Raw genomic sequence first — 16,762 nt, 5'->3', positions numbered from 1 at the left:
CACTCGCGGTGCCAGTGACGCGGCTACGATCGCCACTCGGCGTCGGCCTGTTCGCCGAGGAACGCCAGCAGGTAGTCCTCGACGACCTTCGACTGCTCGGCGTGCGCGAGGTGACCGCCGCCCTCCAGCGCGTGGAACTCGCCGCGCGGGAGGTCCTCGGCCAGTGCCTCCCCGCGTTCGACCGGCCAGACCGCGTCCTCGGTGCCGTGACAGACCAGCGCGGGTTGGGTGATCTCGTAGAGGCGGTCCCGCACGTCGAAGTCGGCGACTGCGGCGGTCTGCGCTTCCCACCCCGTGGGGCCGGCGTCCTCCTCGCTCCGCCAGTGGGCGATGCGGTCGATGGCGTCGGGGTGGCGCTCCCGGAACCGTTCGCCGACTGCGGCCTCGGTCGCGGCGTGGAGCGCGTCCCGGTCCCCGGGGTCGGCGTACAGTGGATCGAGGTCCAGTCCGGCACCCGAGGCGGCGGTCCCGAACAGCGCCAGACTCTCGACGCGCTGGGTGGTCAGCGCGGCCTGCAGGGCGACCATCCCGCCGAGTCCGGCCCCGACGACGTGCGCCGACCCGATTCCGGCGTCGGCCAGCACGCACTCGAAGTCCTGCGTCAGCAGGCCGACGCTGTAGGGTCCGCCCGGTGTGTCGGAGCGCCCAGTGCCGCGATGGTCGTAGACGAGGCTCTGGAACGGTCCGGTGACCGCGCCGTACTGCCAGCCCCACTGCCAGCCGCCGTACCCCGCGTCCCCGACGAACGCGACGGTCTCGCCGTCGCCGTCGGTCTCGTAGTAGAGGGAGACGCCCCCGTTGCTCGCTGTCGGCATCGTACTCGGTGTTTCGTAGCTGGTGGTTTACGCTTCGTGGTTCGGACTCTGTGATCGTTGTCGGCGTGGATTCTGGTGAGGCGGTCTGCTATGTGAACTCTGTCGAATCGGCCTGCTATGTGAACTCTGTCGAATCGGTCGCCGAGAACGAGAGGTGAAAGCCCCCGGCGTCTCGACCCGCCGCGACTTCCTGCGCGCCTCAGTCGGTCGAGCCAGCAAGCTGGCTCTCCCTCCCTGCGGTGCTTGGTGCGTCGGGGCGGGATCGAGACTCTGGAGAGCGAAGCTCTCCAACGTCTCGTTCACTTCGTTCACGAGACCGCCGGCCCCTTTCAGTCCCACCCGGTGGAGTCTGCGACCCATCGTGCAACACCGGGTTGACCAGTCGGTTTCAGCGCGAGCGCCTCCCTGAAACCGTCGGCGCGAGATGAACTCGCGCCAGCCCGGTCGACTGGTGCGTGTGTCGTGAGTCGGTGGCTTGGTCGGTGTGCTGTCGGCAGTGGCTGGTCGGTGTGCTGTCGGCAGTGGCTGGTCGGTGTGCTGTCGGCAGTGGCTGGTCGGTGTGCTGTCGGCAGTGGCTGGTCGGTGTGCTGTCGGCAGTGGCTGGTCGGTCTGCCGTCACCAGCAACTGGTCGATGTCGTCACGTCGTTAGACCTCACAGGTCGGCACGTCACAGAAGGGAAGTCGGCTCCGCGAAGTCTGTCACCCGAGACACGTCAGCCGAGCAGGTACTTCAGCTTCGGGCGTTCCTGCACGAACTTCGTGTCCTCGAGGATGCTGTCCAGCCCCATGATGCGGCCGGCGGCGAAGACGCCGACGAACACGAACAGCATGAGACCCATCAGGTCGCCGTTGACGTAGCCGTGACTCCACGACGCGTTCCCGAAGTAGAACATCGTCATCAGGAACCCGCCGAAGAAGGCGGCCAGCCGAGTCAGCGCCCCGACGAGCAGGCCGAGCCCGATCAGCGCCTCGCCGACCGGGATCATGAAGTTCGTGAACTCCAGCAGCCACGGCGTGTTCGCCGCGAACGCGAAGAACCCTTGCAGGGGACTCGCGGCCGGCGCGTTCGCCAGGTAGCCGGCGGCACTGAACGGCTCTGCGGCGGTCAGCTTCCCCCACCCGGCCATGAAGAACCACCAGCCGGTGATCAGGCGGAACGCCACCGTGACGTACCCCGCGACACTCTCTGCGTAGTCGAACTCGATCTGGTTCCCGAGGAGTTCAGCCTGTTTCGTGGACATCGTCCGTCACCTCACACTTGCGAGTTTGCACTGTACCCCGTTATAAACCGGACCCGATTCCACAGCGCTGAAAACGGGCGTGCAGAACCGGGACAGTTCGCCCTGGATCGGCCGTGTGTGCCCGGAACACGCCTCGAAGCCGAGCGTCTCCTCCGACCGATAGTTCGGGGTCCCGAACCGCGAGACGAAGTTCGGTTCGACCCTCGAGTCGGTCGTTCGAACCCCCGTTGTTTAGGTGGTCCGCCCTACAATACTGTGGTATCACAGGGTAACGAATGGAACTCAGCTTTCAACACGCCAACCCCGGTGCCGGCAACGAGTCCACGATCCTCCGGATCGACGGACTGCTCCCGGACCAACCGGTCTGCCTGCTCGTGGACGCAGGGGCCGGCGTGGACGTGGCCGACGCGCTCGGGCCCGACGAGTATCTCACCGGTATCCTCCTCACGCACGCCCATCTCGACCACTACCGAAGCCTCGGCGAGAACCTCGTCGACGGCGCACCGATCTACGCCGCCACCCCGACCGCGACCGTCCTCGACCGTGTGCTCGATCTGGGTGTCGGCGAGTACGACCTCTCGAACGTGGACGCCGTCCGGAACGCGCTCGAACCGGTCGCCGACTGGACGACGATCGTCGAGGGGCTGGAACTCTCCCCGCTCCCGGCCGGTCACACGCTCGGCGCGGCGGGCTTCCTGCTCCGGATCGAAGACGACGACGAGACGGTCACCGTCCTCGTCACCGGCGACTTCACCCGTCGCCACACCGCCGGCTACGAACCGATGCCCGGCACGCTCCCCGTCGACGTGGACGTACTGGTCGTCAACGCCGTCACCCGCGAGCAGTACGCCGAGACGCTCGACGACGCCCTCGACACGCTCCTGTCGCGGGCACGGGCCGGGTCGCGGGTCGTCGCCGCCACCAGCGGGCTTCGCGGCGTGCAGATCGCCTACCAACTCGGCCACCTCGCCGACGACCTCGACGTCGACCTCCCGATCCGCGTCGTCGGGCAGGCCGCGAGACTCGCCGAGACACTCGACTACGACGTGCCGAACGTCGAGTGGGTCCCGACGTTCGCGGACGCCGACGACGTACTGGAACCGGGCGGGGTCACCGTCTCCGGTCCGGAGGTCCCGGTCGGCGGGAGCACCGCCGTCCTGTACCGCGAGATCGCGGACGATCCCGACGCGACGTTCGTCCAACTGACCGGTGGCGGCACCGACGACGTGACCGGCACGGCCTGCACGACGGCGCGGTACGTCCTCAGCAACCATCCGACCCGCGAGACGGTCGACGAGTTGGTCACCACTCTCGCGCCGATCCACGTCGTCGTCAACCACCAGACCGGCCGGGGGGCGGATCGCTACAAAGACGAGTACCGGAGCTACGTCTGGGCACCGAGCGACGAACGCGCCTACACGCTCCGGGACGACACGGGCTGGACCGCCCCGCCGTGGGTGACAGAACAGACGAAGCGACTCGTCTGGGAACACCGCAGAGAGCACGGCCCTCGGGTCGTGGAGAGCGGCGACGACCTGCCGACGCCGGGCCGGGTCGACACGCCGGACCTCGCCGCTGAGGGCGTCGACGTGGCACGCTTCCGGCGGGAGTACAGCGACACCGCCGGCTCTGACGCGGACGCGGGGGCGGACCGCGCCGCCGTGCGCGAGGCGACCTCGGCCGACTCGACCCGGAGCGAGGTGGGGAGTGTCCCGACCAGCACCGGAGACAGCGCCGCGCCGGCGAGCGACTCGACGAGCGCGGCAGACGGCTCCGGTGGCCAGTCCGGCGACGACTCGCCACCGGCGTCGAGCGCGGACGGGCCGAGTACCCGAGTCGTCCTCGCGCGACTGGCCCGACTGGAGGCGGCACTCGACGGCGAGGTCCACGACGCGACCGTGGTGGACGCGGGCGACGACGTGACACTGCTCAGACTCGCCGACGTGCCGGCCGGACTGGAGCACGGCGACGAGGTCGGGGTGCGCATCGTCCCCGAGTTCGACCGGTAGCCCCGGCGACCGTGACACCCTCGCTCCGCCCGCAACGAAACCGCTAACCGAGCGCCGACCCTACCGCGTGTCGTGCGACGAGTCACCCGCAACTTCCTGCTCGGTCTCGGTCTGATCGTGGTCCTCCTGCTCGCGCTGGGGGCGGTGCCGAGCTACCTCGGGTCGGGCGATCCGTACTACCTCACTGTACAACCGGTGGCGACGGCCGACACGTCCGACGCGAGTCCGAACGAGACGCAGGCGGTGAACATGACCGGCTACTCCGAGCGCCGGTACCCGTACCTGACGAGCGCGCTGGCGAGCGACGACGGTCGGTCCGAGGGGTACCAGGAGGGCGCACTCGGACTGAAGGAGGCCTTCTCCCACTCGCCGTTCGACGAGTTCGACGCGCTGGTGGCGCAGAACCCGGACGCCCGGAGCGACGGCTCGATCCTCGTGGTCGTGGACGGCGACTACTACCGAGTGCAGGTGACACAGGCCGGCTGAGTGCGGAAAGCGGGTGTGTCAGGCGACGGTCGCCGGCAGGCAGAAGTAGTCACCGACCGCAGGTTCGGACGAATGCGCCACGAGTCTCTCGCTGACCCCGAGTGGCCGGTGATCGAGTCGGAGACGGAGTACGAGACCGGCTGGTTCACCGGCGGCTACGATCTGGTCGAACAGCCGGACGGGAGCCGGAAGAAGTACTACTGGGCCGAACTGGCGACTGCGGTGGTCGTCGTCGCCCGGACGGACGACCAGTTGCTGTTCGTCGAACAGTACCGGCCGACGATCCGGGAGACGCAACTGGAACTGCCGGCCGGCATCGTCGAGCGAGGCGAGTCGTTCACGACGGCGGCGGCCCGCGAACTACAGGAGGAGACGGGCTTCGCGCCGAGTGGGACCTCGCTGATCCAGGAGTTCTGGTGTTCCACCGGCCTGCTCCGGCACCGGCGCGGGTTCGTCTTCGCGGAGGGGCTGGAACCGGCCGAGCGCGAACTGGACTCGAACGAGTTTCTGACGCCGCAAACCGTGCCGGTCGACGAGGCGCTGGACGTGGCGCGAGCACAGCCGACGAACGACGCTACGGTGGAGGGGATTCTACTGGCGCACGAAGACGGGTTACTCTGATACTGTCGTGGTGGTGTTGGACGCGACTCGGACTGAGACGACACCGAAAACTGCGACTGCGACAACTACCGCATCGTAAACTGCGGTCTCACCGCAGACCGCGACAGCACCGGGACCGCTACTCTATCTAGCGCACCTACCAGCGGAACCGCGACAGCACCGAACTGCAACCGCGACCGCCACAGCACCAGCACCGCTACGATTGCTAGCGCACCTCTGCCACGACCGCACCCGCGACAGCACCGCACCTCGTCCTCCCCAGCCTCGGTCGGCGCTCTCGGCACCGCCCGCGCCGACCTCCCTCGCACGCGCCAGACGCGCGCGCCGACCGCAGAGCACTGCGACAACTGAACTGAACTGAACCTCCGACTCACGACACAGGCACCAGTCGACCGGGCTGGCGCGAGTTCATCTCGCGCCGACGGTCGCAGGTAGGCACACACGCTGAAAGCGACTGGTCCACCGGGAGTCGCATGCGTCCCCGCGAAATCTCCGGGTGGGACTGAAAGGGGCCGGCCGGTCGATCCTCCCCCGACGACGCAAGCAGGGCGAGACCGAAGGTCTCGCGAGCAGACGGGCGAGGCTTGGCTCGCCCGTCAGCACCGGAAGGAAGGCGAGCCGGCAAGCCGGCTCGCCTGACTGAGGAGCACAGCGAGTCGCGGGAGGTCGAGCGGCCGGGGGCTTTCACCTCTCGTCGTCTGCGACCGATTCGACCGAGTTCCCGCCGACATCGACAGAATCCACGTATCAGTCTCGGTCCTCTCGGTGTCACAACAGTTAACACCGGCGCGGTCCCGCATGATCTATGGTCCGGAACCGACTCGAACCCGTTCTCGCCGTCGGGTTCGCGCTCGCCCTCGTCGCCGTCTCCGCGCTCGCGCCCACCTACCTCGGACTGGCCGCGCCACTCTCCGGCGACGTGTACGCCGGGGTCTCCCAACCCGGCGGGGGCCAGCAGATCGAGAACCCCTACGGCGAGGCGACCGTCACCTACGACGCCCACGGCGTCCCGCACGTCTCCGCCGAGAACGACCGGGCGCTCTACTTCGCGGTCGGCTACGTCCAGGCGCGCGACCGACTGTTCCAGATGGACCTCCAGCGCCGCCTGATCGGCGGGAACCTCTCCGGGGCCTTTGGCGAGCAGGCGCTCGACTCCGACCGCTTCCACCGGCAGATGGACTTCCGGGGCGCGGCCGAAGCCTCGTGGCGCTCGATCGAGGACACCGAGGCCGGCCCCTCGGTGGAGGCGTTCTCCGCCGGGGTGAACCACTACCGCGACACCCAGCCACTCCCGCCGGAGTTCGAACTGCTCGAGTACACGCCGAAGGAGTGGACCCCGGTGGACACGCTCCTGATCGGGAAACAGATCGCGTGGCAACTGTCGGGCAACTTCGCCGACCTGCGCCGGGCGACCGTCCGCGACCGACTCGGTCCCGAGGCGAGCGACCTGTATCCGAACCGCCTCGCCCACGACACGCCGGTCGTCCGCGGCGAGTCCGACGCCGCGCCGTTCGATCCGGCGAGCGTCGACGCGACCTTCGAACCGGACGCCGGCGACGCGTCGGCAGCCCAGACCGACCAGCCGTGGGCCGGTGGGACCGACTCGGCGACCGGCGACTACACCGCGCTCTACGACTGGGTCGAAGCCTACGACCACGAACCGGGCATCGGCTCGAACAACTGGGTGATCTCCGGCGACGAGACCGCGTCCGGCCAACCCATCCTCGCCAACGACCCGCACCTCGCGCTGACCGTCCCGGGCGTCTGGTACGAGATGCACCTCGACGCGCCCGACACCCACACGCGGGGGGTCACCTTCCCCGGCGTGCCGATGGTCGTCATCGGCCGGACCGACGACGTGGCGTGGGGCGTCACCAACGTCGGCGGCGACTTCACCGACCTCTACACCTACGAGACGCGCGACGACCAGTACCGCTACGAGGGCGCGTTTCGCGACTTCGAGACGACGACCGAGACCATCCCGGTGAAGACCGACGCGGGCGACCTGCGCGAGGAGACCGTCGAAGTCCGGAAGACGGTCCACGGGCCGGTCATCGAACGCGAGGGCAGAGAGGTCGCGGTCGCGTGGCCGGGCTTCTCGGCGACCAACGAGTCGCTGGGCGTCTTCCGCCTCAACCGCGCCGAGTCGATGGCCGAGGCCCGCGACGCACTCCGCATCTGGGACGTGCCCGCGCAGAACTTCGTGCTCGCCAGCCGATCCGGCGAGACGCTGTTCTACCCCGCCGGCAAGTACCCGGTCCGCCGAACAGAGGGCGAGGTCGTCCGGGGCGATCAGCTCTTCGACGGCTCCGCCGGCGAGGGCGAGTGGCCCGGCTACCGCCCCTACGAGACCTCGACGTGGTCCGGCTTCGTCCCCTTCGAGTCCATCCCGCACGTCGAGAACCCCGACTACCTCGCCACCGCGAACCAGCGAACGATCGACGATCCCGACTTCTACATCGGGACCAGCGACACCTACGCCGACCCGTATCGCGGCCAGCGAATCTACGAGCGACTCGACGCCCGCGCGGAGAGCGACGAGCCGATGGACCCCCAGTTCGTGAAGGACCTCCAGCGCGACACCCGCACCGCCGACGCCGACCGGTTCGTCCCGTACGCGACCAGCGAGCGGGCACGCGCCGAGATGCGTCCCGAGGCCCGGAACCACGCAGACACGGTCGCCGACTGGGACCGCCGGATGGCCGCCGACTCGGAGGGGGCGCTCGTCTACCGCCTCTGGCTCGAATCCTTCCGCAACCAGACGTTCGGCGACGAGTTCCGCCCGAACGGACTGGACGAGAGCTACTACCCCAAGCACCACGTCCTCCAGACGCTCCCGGCCGACAGCGAGTGGTTCGACGACCGGCGAACACGGGAACGCGAGACGCGAGCCGACATCGCGGCCCGCGCGATGAACCGCACCGCAGACCGCATCGCCGAGCAGGACTACGAGACGTACGGCGACTACAACCGTCTCGATCTGGACCACCCGTTCGACCAGTCGTTCCTGAACCTCCCGGAGCGCGGGATGTCGGGCGGCGACTTCACCGTCTTCAACTTCCGGTACGCCGAGGGCCGGCAGGCCGGGAGTAGCTGGCGGATGGTCGTCGCGTTCGGCAACGAGTCGGCCTCCGGCGGCGTCGTCCCCGGCGGCCAGTCGGGAGTCTTTTGGTCGGACCACTACCACGACCAACTCGGTATGTGGGCCGACGGCGACTACAAGCGACTGTCGATGACCGCCCCCGCCGGCGAACCGGATCTGGTGTTCACCGATGCGGGCGAGGAGGGTGCCGGATGAGCGTCGCTACCGCGCCGGACGACACCGACAGCGATCCGACCGACGCGACCGACGACACCGACCACCTCGCGGGGCGCGCTCGGATCGACGCCGCACTCGCGCCGGTCCGTCGGGGTCGGTACGCAGAGCCGGCACTGCTCGTCGCAGTCCTCGTGGGTGTCGCCGTCAGCGCGGTCCACTGGGGCGGGCTGATCCTCGGCGGTGCGCTCGTCGGCCTCGTCTCGCACTCGCTCCGGCGGGCGGTCGTCAACGGTTTCTCGTTCGGACTGTTCGTGCTGGTCTGCTTCGCCGGCTGGCTGGCGTGGCAGGGCGCGCTTCTGACGTGGCCGACGACCGGGCAACTGTTCGTGCTGACGGTCGCCAGCGCGCTCGGTCTGCCGATCCTCGCGGCCGGTGCGGTGCGCGGGCTGCTCTGACTCGTCTCACTTCCCGGTGATCGCCGTCGCTCGATCTGTCGTCCATCGAGTAGAACTAAGCCGATCCGTGCCCTGTCTCCCATCGTGAGTCGGTTCGACGGCCTGCGCCGCGACGGCGACCGCCACGAACGAGCCTCGGCGCTGGCGACACTCAGACGCCGGGCGACCCTCCACGCTGTCGTCGCAGTGACCCTGACGCTCGCTGGCTACGGCCTCCTCTGGTGGGTGATCCCCGAGACTGCCACCCGATGGCTCGCGGTCGCGGGAATCGTCCTCGGTGCGGAACTGTTTCTCCTCCAGCGACACCTCGACACGAATCGTCGGCACGACGCCGACCGACTCCTGCCGACGCTCGGCGCGGGGAACCTCGTCACGCTGACGCGGGGCGTCCTGCTCGCCTGGGTCGCGGGATTTCTCGCGGTGCCGTGGATCGGGACCGAATTGGCGTGGCTCCCGGCGCTGGGCTACGGGCTGTCGGCCCTGCTGGACGCCATCGACGGCGCGGTCGCTCGCGCTCGGGACCGGGTGACGGTGCTGGGCGAGACGCTGGACGTGGAGTTCGACGCCCTCGGTCTGCTGGTCGCGCCACTCGTCGGGTGTGTCGCCGGGCAGATACCGGCGTGGTATCTCGCGATCGGGGTGGCGCGCTACCTGTTCGTCGGCGGGATTCGCCTGCGCGAGCACCGGGAACTCGTGGTCCACGACCTCCCGCCGAAGTCGAGTCGCCGGCTGCTGGCCGGCGCGCAGATGGGCTTCGTCGCGGTCGCGCTGACGCCGGTCGTCTCGCCCGCGGTCGCCGGACTGGGTGCCCTGCTCGTCGGTGTGCCACTGCTCGTCGGCTTCGCTCGGGACTGGCTGTACGTCTCGGGTCGCCTGTCGGCCGACGAAGCGTGAGCCGAGTTACCGCCGGACGCGCGCCAGTAGATCGAGGTTGTGCGCGAGGTAGAGCAGGTCGCCGGCGTCGATCTGTCGGTGGCGCGTCTCGGCCCACGTCCGGAGGTCTTCGCGGGTGAGGTCGGCGCTCGTCGGATCGACGCTCGTCTCGCCGGCCAGCACCTCGGCGACCGCCGACTCGACCGTGTTCACGATGTGGTGGCAGAAGTACGCCTCGTCGGCGTGATAGTGGCTCTCGTCGGTCGGGGGTCGCTGTGTTTCGACCTCGGGGATCTCCGTCGCCGTCACGCCCGGGACGGGCGGCTCCTCGCGTCGCTCGTCGCCGCCCTGTTCGAGTTCGGTCGCGTCCTGCGGTGGTTGGTCGGCGGTCGCGTCGGCCGACCGTTTGTCGGTACTCGCGTCGTCACCCTCGGCGACCGCCTCCGGGCGGTCGCCGCCCTGCGGGTAGACGAGCCAGTCGGAGGCACCGGCCGAGAGGATCGCACAGCCACACGCGGGAAGTGCGGTCAGCAACTCGCGGCCGGTCGTACTCGACCCCGGCCGGTCCGGCGCGTCCATCGTCGCGTGGTACAGGTCGAGCACCGCCTCGTCCCGCAGGCCGGCGGGGGTCGGCTCGAACACCGTCTCGCCGTCGAAGGTGATCGGCGCGTAGATCAGTCCGCCGTCGGCGACGACAGAGAGGAGGCGCGGCAGGTCGTCGTCGAGGTCGATCAGGTCGAGAAACGCCTGTGCGAGCAGGAGGTCGTACGCCGGGTCGTCGACAGCGCGGTCGGCGACGAACCGGAAGGCGTCGGCCGTCTCGAACCGAACCGTCACGATGCCGTCGTCGTGTGAGAGTCGCAGGTCGTCGGCCGGGTCGTCCGGTTCGGCGCGGTCGACCGGCGTGTCGGCCCGATCACCCCACGCCCGCAGACGCTCGCGGGCGTGCTCGACGTTCCCGGCCTCGCGGTCCAGCAGCGTGTAGTGAACCCGCCCCGGCAGGCGGTCGCGCGCCAGCAGTCGGGGGAGCGTCGTCCCGACGCCGGCACCGACCTCCAGCACCCGAACCGGCGTCTCGCGGTCCCGCGCCGCCGACAGGTCGGCCAGTTCGGTTTCGAGGCGCGCCTCGGTCGGGCCGTGGAGCGCCCGGTCGTCGACGGTCGTCTTCGCCGTCAGGTAGCGCCGAAAGGCGTAGTCGTCGGGCGAACTGGCGTCGGCGTCGGCGAAGTCTGACACACCGAGAGGTGGGTCCGTGGAGGGAAAAGCTATCCGTCAGACACGGCGGGTCGGCGGTTACCGGTAGTTGCCGAGCGAGAGGTCCCAGTCGTACTCGGCGTAGGTCAGTTTCGGGTCGGCCTCCGCCGGGATCACGTCGTAGCGCCGGAGCATGCGGCGGACGCCCTCGGGACCGCCGAAGTCGCCGCGATACCAGCGACAGAGTCGTGGGACGCGAGCGACGTTCCGGTCCGGATCGTACGCCACCTCGCTCGCCAGATACGTCTCGGCGGCCAGGTCGAGTTCCGCGTCGATGGTCTCGGCCGAGTACGCCTCGATGGCCGGGCAACTGCTGGCCCCGCAGTTCAGCGCGAAGTGGATCCGGGGGTCGACCGACTCGACGCGGAGGCCGCGCTCGAAGCCGGAGGGCAGTGGGTTCGGGACGTAGCCGAGTCCCCACGCGGTCTGCGACCGCCGGAGGATGCCGTGTTCGATGTCGTCCGGCGACAGTTCTCGGTTGGCGACGACCAGCAGTGGCTTGCGGAAGAACTGCCAGCGACTGAACCGGCCGGGGTCGTCGGTCAACACGTCCTGCACGGCGGCGTTGTAGACGTTCAGCCAGAAGGCGAGTCGGTGGTCGTCGTCCGGCAGGCCCTGCCGGAGGTCGGTGAAACTCGTCCCGGCGAGTCGGGTGCGGTGTTCCTCGGTCGGCTGGCCGCGTCTGACCGCACCGAGGTAGTCCGCCGAGAGGGAAACGAGGTCGGACTCGGTCGTCGTACTCACGAACAGTGGTAGGGGCGAGTGCCGGATAAATCGACCGGGGTCGTGCGGTCGCGGTGCGCCGGTGGCCGCTGTCGCGCTCGCTCGGTCCCGTGTCGCTACCGCCCGCCACGCACCGGGAAGGAAACGCCTTTGCCGACGCGGTGCCGGCTTCCGACAGATGCAACACGGCGTGGTGGTCCCCCGATGAGAGTCGCCGAAGCCGTGCCGGAGTTCGCCGACGCCTTCGGGTTCGAGGAGTTCAACCGGATGCAACGCGAGGCGCTGCCGGCCATCCTCGAGACCGACGAGAACGTGGTCGCCAGCGCGCCGACCGCCAGCGGGAAGACGGCCCTCGCGGAACTCGCCATCTGCAAGACCCTGCGGGACGGCGGCACCGCGCTCTTCGTCGCGCCGATGCGCGCGCTGACCAACGAGAAGGAGGCCGAGTGGGAACGCTTCGAGTCGCTCGGCTACTCGGTGTACGTCGTCACCGGCGAACGCGACCTGAACCCCCGCCGGGCGGAGCGTGCGGACATCCTCGTGATGACGCCGGAGAAGGCCGACTCCGCCACCCGGAAACACGACTCGCCGCGCTACCAGTTTATCACCGACGTCGACTGCTGTGTCATCGACGAGGTCCACCTGCTGGACTCGGACGAACGCGGTGGCGTCCTCGAAGTGACCGTCTCCCGCCTGCGGCGGCTCTGTGCCCCGCGCGTCGTCGCGCTCTCGGCGACGATGCCGAACATCGGCGACGTCGCGGAGTGGCTGGACGCACCCCCGGAGTCGACCTTCGCCTTCGGCGACGACTACCGCCCCGTGGACCTGCACGCCGGGGTGAAGACCTACACCCACGGCGACAACTCCTTCGCCGACAAGTACCGCCGGCTCTACCGGGCGCTGGACACGGCCGAACCGCACGTCCGCGAGGAGGGGCAGGCGCTCGTGTTCGTCTCGTCCCGACAGGATACGGTGCAGGCCGCGAAGAAGACCCGCGACGAGTTGGCAGAACGCGACGTCCCGATCGGCGCACGCGGCGACTACGACTTCCACACCGACGCGAAAGAGCTCTCGAACGACACCCTTCGGAAGTCGGTACTCGACGGGGTCGCCTTCCACCACGCCGGCCTGTCGAAGGGTGACCGCGACAAGGTCGAGCAGTGGTTCAAAGAGGGGAAGATCTCGATCCTCTTCTCGACTTCGACGCTCGCGTGGGGCGTGAACCTCCCGGCGCGCTGTGTCGTCATCCGGGACACGAAGTACCACGACCCGCTCGACGGCGAGACCGACATCTCCCCGCTGGACGTGCTCCAGATGCTCGGCCGGGCCGGGCGACCGGGCTACGACGACGTGGGCTACGGCTGGGTGATCTGCGACCGGTCGGAGGCCGACAAGTACCGGCGTCTCCTGCGGGAGGGCAAAGAGATCGAGTCACGACTCGCGGCCGACCTCGACTCGCACCTGAACGCCGAGATCGCGATGGGCACCATCCGCGATCTGGACGACGTCATGTCGTGGCTCGACACCACCTTCTACGCGGTCCGGGCCAGATCGAAGCCGGAGGAGTACGGCTACGAGAACCTGCGGGAGCGCGTGCGGGACACGCTCGAATCGCTCGTCGACGGCGGGTTCGTCGAGACCGGCGAGGACCTCCGGATCGAGGCGACCACGCTGGGCCGACTCGCCTCGAAGTACTACCTCCGACTGGACACCGCCCGGCGCTTCGCCGACCTCTGTGAGCGCGACCGGATCACGACCGACGCGGTGCTGGAGGCGGTCGCCGGGGCCGTCGAGTTCCGGTCGGTGTCGGCCCGGTCGAACGAGGCGGACGCGGTCGACTCGATGCTCGTCGGCACCGACACCGACCTCGAAGACGGGCCCCGGAAGGTGCTCGCCATCCTCCGGGCGGCGATGACCGGCTCTACCCCGGCCGATCTGCGGAGCGACGCGTGGGTGATCCGGCAGAACGCGCTTCGACTCCTCGCGGCGCTCCGGGAGTTCCTGGACCGCTTTTCCGGCCCAGACGCCGCGAACCTCGCCGCGCGCGTCGAAGCCCGGGTCGAACACGGCGTCAGCCGCGACGCGGTCGGGTTGACGGCCATCGACGGGATCGGTTCGGGGCGCGCAGGAACGCTCGCCACCGGCGGCCTGCGCAGTCCGGCCGACGTGCTGGACGCCGGGACCGCCGAACTCACGCGGGCCGGCCTGACGGAGGGTGTCGCCGAACGCGTCGTCGAGTCGGCCGAGAGCCTCCCCCGGATCGAGATCGAGTGGGGTGCCTTCCCCGACAGCGTGGCGACCGGCGAGAACGAGATGCGGGAGGTGACGATCCGGAACCGGGGCGGCGGCGTCCGCGCCGGGATCAGGGTGACCGTCAACGACGTGGAGATGACGACGAAGACCTGCTACCTGTCGGACGAGACGACGATTCCGGTCGGTGTCTTCGGCGGGACGAGCGACGAGATGGAGTTCACCGTCTCGGTCGCGTTCCCCGAACTGCCGCTCCTGCCGGTGCGGGACTCGCGGTCGGTCGTGGTGGAGTGAGGCGAGCGCTCGCGGTGGCGGCCGGCCGCGTCCGGACGGCGATCACTCGATCGGTGGTGGCGTGAGCGGTGTCGCGGTCGAGCGTGCCCGGTCGTACTGTCGTTCGGCCCACTCGGTCGCCGACTCGCTGTCGTTGACGACGATCCCGGAGATACCCCGGTCGGCGAACACCAACACGCCGACGTGGTCGTCCCCCAGCCAGACGCCGAAGGAGAACGGAACTTCACCACGGTAGACCTCGATCGCGTCGTCTCCTGTGAACAGTTCGTCTACCTCCGGGTAGACACCGGCGACACGATCCAGCGTCGATCCGGGGGCGACGAGTTCCAGCGCGTAGTCGTCGGTCGCCGTCAGTCGCTCGTAACACTCACGCGCGAAGCCGGTGAGGAGCGTCGGGGTCGCGATCCGGAGGTCGGTGCTGGGCTCCACCCGATCGAGGAACTCCCGGACGACGGCGTCCGGAACCGAACTGTCGGCCAGGAACACGTCGGCCTCGTCGATGACACGACAGTCCAGCGGGCAGTCGGCGGGAACGTCGTCGAGCAACGACTCGGCGTCCGAGAGCGTCGACAGTCGATCGAGATACGCGCGTCTGGTTCCGGCGACACACCGACCGAACCGCGTCGCCGTCCACTGCCCGTCTCGGCGTTCGACGAGACCAGCGTCGCCGAGATCACGGAGTGCCCGCGTGACCGTCGACTTCGAACAGCCGAGGAGGTCGACGAGGTCCCGCTTCGTCCGGGGAGTCTCTACCAGCGACCGGAGACACCGGGCGCGCTCTGTGACGACTGCATCCAGTGCGTCTGTGGTGAGGTCGCCCATTGTATTCACTCTCTTAGAACCCATATCAACGTTTCAAAGAATAAAACTTTGGGTAGCGATGTCACGATGTGAACCCCCGCGTCACGGCGTGACCGCCCACCCCACGATACAATCTAATGCTCAGACGATAATATTACGATTCTTCCTACTAATTGTTCTCCGGGCACGAACTATGGCAAGCAGTACCAGACAGCAGTCGACGCCTGCAACGACTCGACAGACGACGCCGACGCTCCTCTACGACGCGAAGTGTCAGATCTGCAACCGACTCGCGTTTCAGCTCCGGGAGGCGGCAGACGACCTCTCGTTGGTCGCGCTGAGCGACCCGGAGGCGGACCGACTCCTCGGGCAGTTCTACGACGACCCCGACCACGACTTCTATCTGGTCGAAGACGACACGGTGCGGAAGGGTGCGCGGGCGCTTCCGAAGCTCCGAAAGCTGGTCGGCACGCGAACCCTCGCGGGACTCGTCCGCGAGTACGCCGAGTACAAGACCCAGGGGAGCGACTGCGGTGGAGACCACGACCACGATCACGATCACGCGGACGACGGGGGTCTCCTCTCGCGGCGGACCTTCTCCAGTGGGATGTCCGCGACCGCCCTGTCGGTCGCCTCGCCGCTCCTCGACCTGACGAGTCCGCCCGAGAAGAAGGGCAAACAGCTCAAAGCACGCCCCCCGAACGGACTGACCACCCGCGTCGCGCGCATCACGCCGGACGGTGACGGCGGCTTCACCGCCAGCGTCACCGAGGACGCGAGTCTCGTCCGCGACCGGACGTTCACGAAGGACAAAGATCCGATGGTTCAGAGCCAGAAGAAACAGCCCGCGAAGATGGAGCCGGCCGACAGCGGGAAGATCGAGACGACCGGCGCACACCAGATCAGCACGGCGACCCTCGACGTGACGCCGGAGCACTCGAACGACGCCCTCCAGCAGGCCATCGAAGTGAGTGGCGACACGGAGACGACGACCGGTCGGATGGACCGCTACGGGCTCGTCGACGACCGCGATCGCTTCGGGCTGAGTCTCAACTTCGGTCGTGGGCCGATGGTGATCGACGGCGAGTCGGCCGTCGAGGAGACACTCTCGGGGAAGATCCACCACGACGTGCCGGAGAAGACGGTCGACTTCCTCCAACTGGAGACGGACTACGAGGCGGACCTCGCCGAACACATGGACGCCTACGTCGTCGGGATGCAGGCACTCGGCGACTACTACGCCGGCGCGAAGGACACGAAGATGGCCGACCTCTACGGTTCGCTGGCGAACCGCCTGGCGGCGGTCGCCCCCGAGTTCGTCGACGCCGTCGACGGCGAGACGACGCCCGTGACGAACACGCTGGGCATCTCCAGTGTGCCCCACTGGTCGCGGTACGTCGAGTCGCCGACCGCGACCTCCGACACGTCCACCCAGTCGGTGACGACCGAAGGGACCAGCTGTGAGTGTGGCTGTTGTGGACTCAGCTGTTGTTCCGACTGTGGCTGTGGCTGTAGTATCTGCCTCGGGACGGAGATCGGTTGTGGCTGTGGCTGTTGTATCATCGGCTGTGGCGGCGGCTGTGGCTGTGGCTGTTGTATCTGCGCGTAACCACGCCGAGCCGACACGGTCGGCACAGTCGGAGTAGACAGCCAGAGACCCACGGCGGCCGGGTCACGCCG

The 16,762-nt window shown here is 68.7% G+C and carries 13 protein-coding genes; 8 read left to right on the top strand and 5 right to left on the bottom strand.

Annotated elements, in window-relative coordinates; translation table 11 throughout:
- Nucleotides 1-23 precede the first annotated feature (23 nt).
- Together LI337_RS13660 and LI337_RS13655 are read right to left on the bottom strand one after the other, a co-directional pair.
- Entirely contained in the window at nucleotides 24-815 is a 792-nt protein-coding gene (locus tag LI337_RS13660) for an alpha/beta fold hydrolase (protein WP_227230398.1), read from the bottom strand.
- A gap of 714 nt (nucleotides 816-1,529) precedes the next feature.
- Nucleotides 1,530-2,057 carry a TQO small subunit DoxD gene (locus tag LI337_RS13655; protein ID WP_227230396.1) on the bottom strand — a complete coding sequence of 176 codons (528 nt, stop codon included), beginning with the start codon at nucleotides 2,055-2,057 and terminating at the stop codon, nucleotides 1,530-1,532.
- A 275-nt stretch (nucleotides 2,058-2,332) separates the two neighbouring features.
- Here LI337_RS13655 and LI337_RS13650 point away from each other — a divergent pair, with 275 nt between their 5' ends.
- The 6 genes from LI337_RS13650 (at nucleotide 2,333) to LI337_RS20200 (ending at nucleotide 9,781) form a co-directional block, all read left to right on the top strand.
- Entirely contained in the window at nucleotides 2,333-4,066 is a 1,734-nt protein-coding gene (locus tag LI337_RS13650; protein ID WP_227230395.1) for an MBL fold metallo-hydrolase, read from the top strand.
- A 72-nt stretch (nucleotides 4,067-4,138) separates the two neighbouring features.
- The gene (locus LI337_RS13645) at nucleotides 4,139-4,552 is read left to right on the top strand and encodes a hypothetical protein (RefSeq protein ID WP_227230393.1); all 414 of its coding nucleotides are present in this window, start codon (nucleotides 4,139-4,141) and stop codon (nucleotides 4,550-4,552) included.
- 72 nt (nucleotides 4,553-4,624) lie between these two features.
- Nucleotides 4,625-5,173, top strand: a complete 549-nt coding sequence (locus LI337_RS13640; protein ID WP_227230391.1) for an NUDIX hydrolase — start codon at nucleotides 4,625-4,627, stop codon at nucleotides 5,171-5,173.
- A gap of 805 nt (nucleotides 5,174-5,978) precedes the next feature.
- Nucleotides 5,979-8,471: a penicillin acylase family protein gene (locus tag LI337_RS13635; protein WP_227230390.1), complete on the top strand. Its 2,493-nt coding sequence runs from the start codon at nucleotides 5,979-5,981 to the stop codon at nucleotides 8,469-8,471.
- Nucleotides 8,468-8,887 (top strand): hypothetical protein, encoded by a 420-nt coding sequence (locus LI337_RS13630; RefSeq protein ID WP_227230389.1) that lies wholly within the window; start codon nucleotides 8,468-8,470, stop codon nucleotides 8,885-8,887. The genes LI337_RS13635 and LI337_RS13630 overlap by 4 nt, the downstream gene beginning before the upstream one ends.
- An 84-nt stretch (nucleotides 8,888-8,971) precedes the next feature.
- Nucleotides 8,972-9,781, top strand: coding sequence for a CDP-alcohol phosphatidyltransferase family protein (locus tag LI337_RS20200; RefSeq protein WP_227230388.1), 810 nt, complete (start codon nucleotides 8,972-8,974; stop codon nucleotides 9,779-9,781).
- Nucleotides 9,782-9,787: 6 nt separating this feature from the next.
- On the opposite strand, the gene LI337_RS13620 is transcribed toward LI337_RS20200, so the two are convergent.
- Complete coding sequence (locus tag LI337_RS13620) at nucleotides 9,788-10,996, bottom strand: class I SAM-dependent methyltransferase (RefSeq protein WP_227230387.1); 1,209 nt, start codon at nucleotides 10,994-10,996, stop codon at nucleotides 9,788-9,790.
- Between the two features lie 57 nt (nucleotides 10,997-11,053).
- A complete protein-coding gene (locus LI337_RS13615) occupies nucleotides 11,054-11,758 on the bottom strand; it encodes a DUF547 domain-containing protein (protein ID WP_227230386.1) in 705 nt (234 codons plus the stop codon).
- Between the two features lie 183 nt (nucleotides 11,759-11,941).
- Between LI337_RS13615 and LI337_RS13610 the strand changes: the two genes are divergently transcribed.
- A complete protein-coding gene (locus LI337_RS13610; RefSeq protein ID WP_227230385.1) occupies nucleotides 11,942-14,281 on the top strand; it encodes a DEAD/DEAH box helicase in 2,340 nt (779 codons plus the stop codon).
- Nucleotides 14,282-14,323: 42 nt separating this feature from the next.
- Here the strand turns inward: LI337_RS13610 and LI337_RS13605 are convergent, their stop codons facing one another.
- The gene (locus LI337_RS13605) at nucleotides 14,324-15,103 is read right to left on the bottom strand and encodes a helix-turn-helix transcriptional regulator (protein ID WP_227230384.1); all 780 of its coding nucleotides are present in this window, start codon (nucleotides 15,101-15,103) and stop codon (nucleotides 14,324-14,326) included.
- A 172-nt stretch (nucleotides 15,104-15,275) separates the two neighbouring features.
- Between LI337_RS13605 and LI337_RS13600 the strand changes: the two genes are divergently transcribed.
- Nucleotides 15,276-16,691, top strand: a complete 1,416-nt coding sequence (locus tag LI337_RS13600; RefSeq protein ID WP_227230383.1) for a DUF393 domain-containing protein — start codon at nucleotides 15,276-15,278, stop codon at nucleotides 16,689-16,691.
- Nucleotides 16,692-16,762: the final 71 nt, after the last annotated feature.

Source organism: Salinirubrum litoreum (assembly GCF_020567425.1).
Taxonomy (GTDB): Archaea; Halobacteriota; Halobacteria; order Halobacteriales; family Haloferacaceae; genus Salinirubrum; species Salinirubrum litoreum.
This window is presented reverse-complemented; position numbering and strand designations above follow the sequence as displayed.

Excerpts from the sequence above, each read along its gene's own strand:
- LI337_RS13660 (WP_227230398.1), bottom strand. The coding sequence starts at position 815 with ATGCCGACAGCGAGCAACGGGGGCGTCTCCCTCTACTACGAGACCGAC.
- LI337_RS13655 (WP_227230396.1), bottom strand. The coding sequence starts at position 2,057 with ATGTCCACGAAACAGGCTGAACTCCTCGGGAACCAGATCGAGTTCGAC.
- LI337_RS13650 (WP_227230395.1), top strand. The coding sequence starts at position 2,333 with ATGGAACTCAGCTTTCAACACGCCAACCCCGGTGCCGGCAACGAGTCC.
- LI337_RS13640 (WP_227230391.1), top strand. The coding sequence starts at position 4,625 with ATGCGCCACGAGTCTCTCGCTGACCCCGAGTGGCCGGTGATCGAGTCG.
- LI337_RS13635 (WP_227230390.1), top strand. The coding sequence starts at position 5,979 with ATGGTCCGGAACCGACTCGAACCCGTTCTCGCCGTCGGGTTCGCGCTC.
- LI337_RS13630 (WP_227230389.1), top strand. The coding sequence starts at position 8,468 with ATGAGCGTCGCTACCGCGCCGGACGACACCGACAGCGATCCGACCGAC.
- LI337_RS13610 (WP_227230385.1), top strand. The coding sequence starts at position 11,942 with ATGAGAGTCGCCGAAGCCGTGCCGGAGTTCGCCGACGCCTTCGGGTTC.
- LI337_RS13605 (WP_227230384.1), bottom strand. The coding sequence starts at position 15,103 with ATGGGCGACCTCACCACAGACGCACTGGATGCAGTCGTCACAGAGCGC.
- LI337_RS13600 (WP_227230383.1), top strand. The coding sequence starts at position 15,276 with ATGGCAAGCAGTACCAGACAGCAGTCGACGCCTGCAACGACTCGACAG.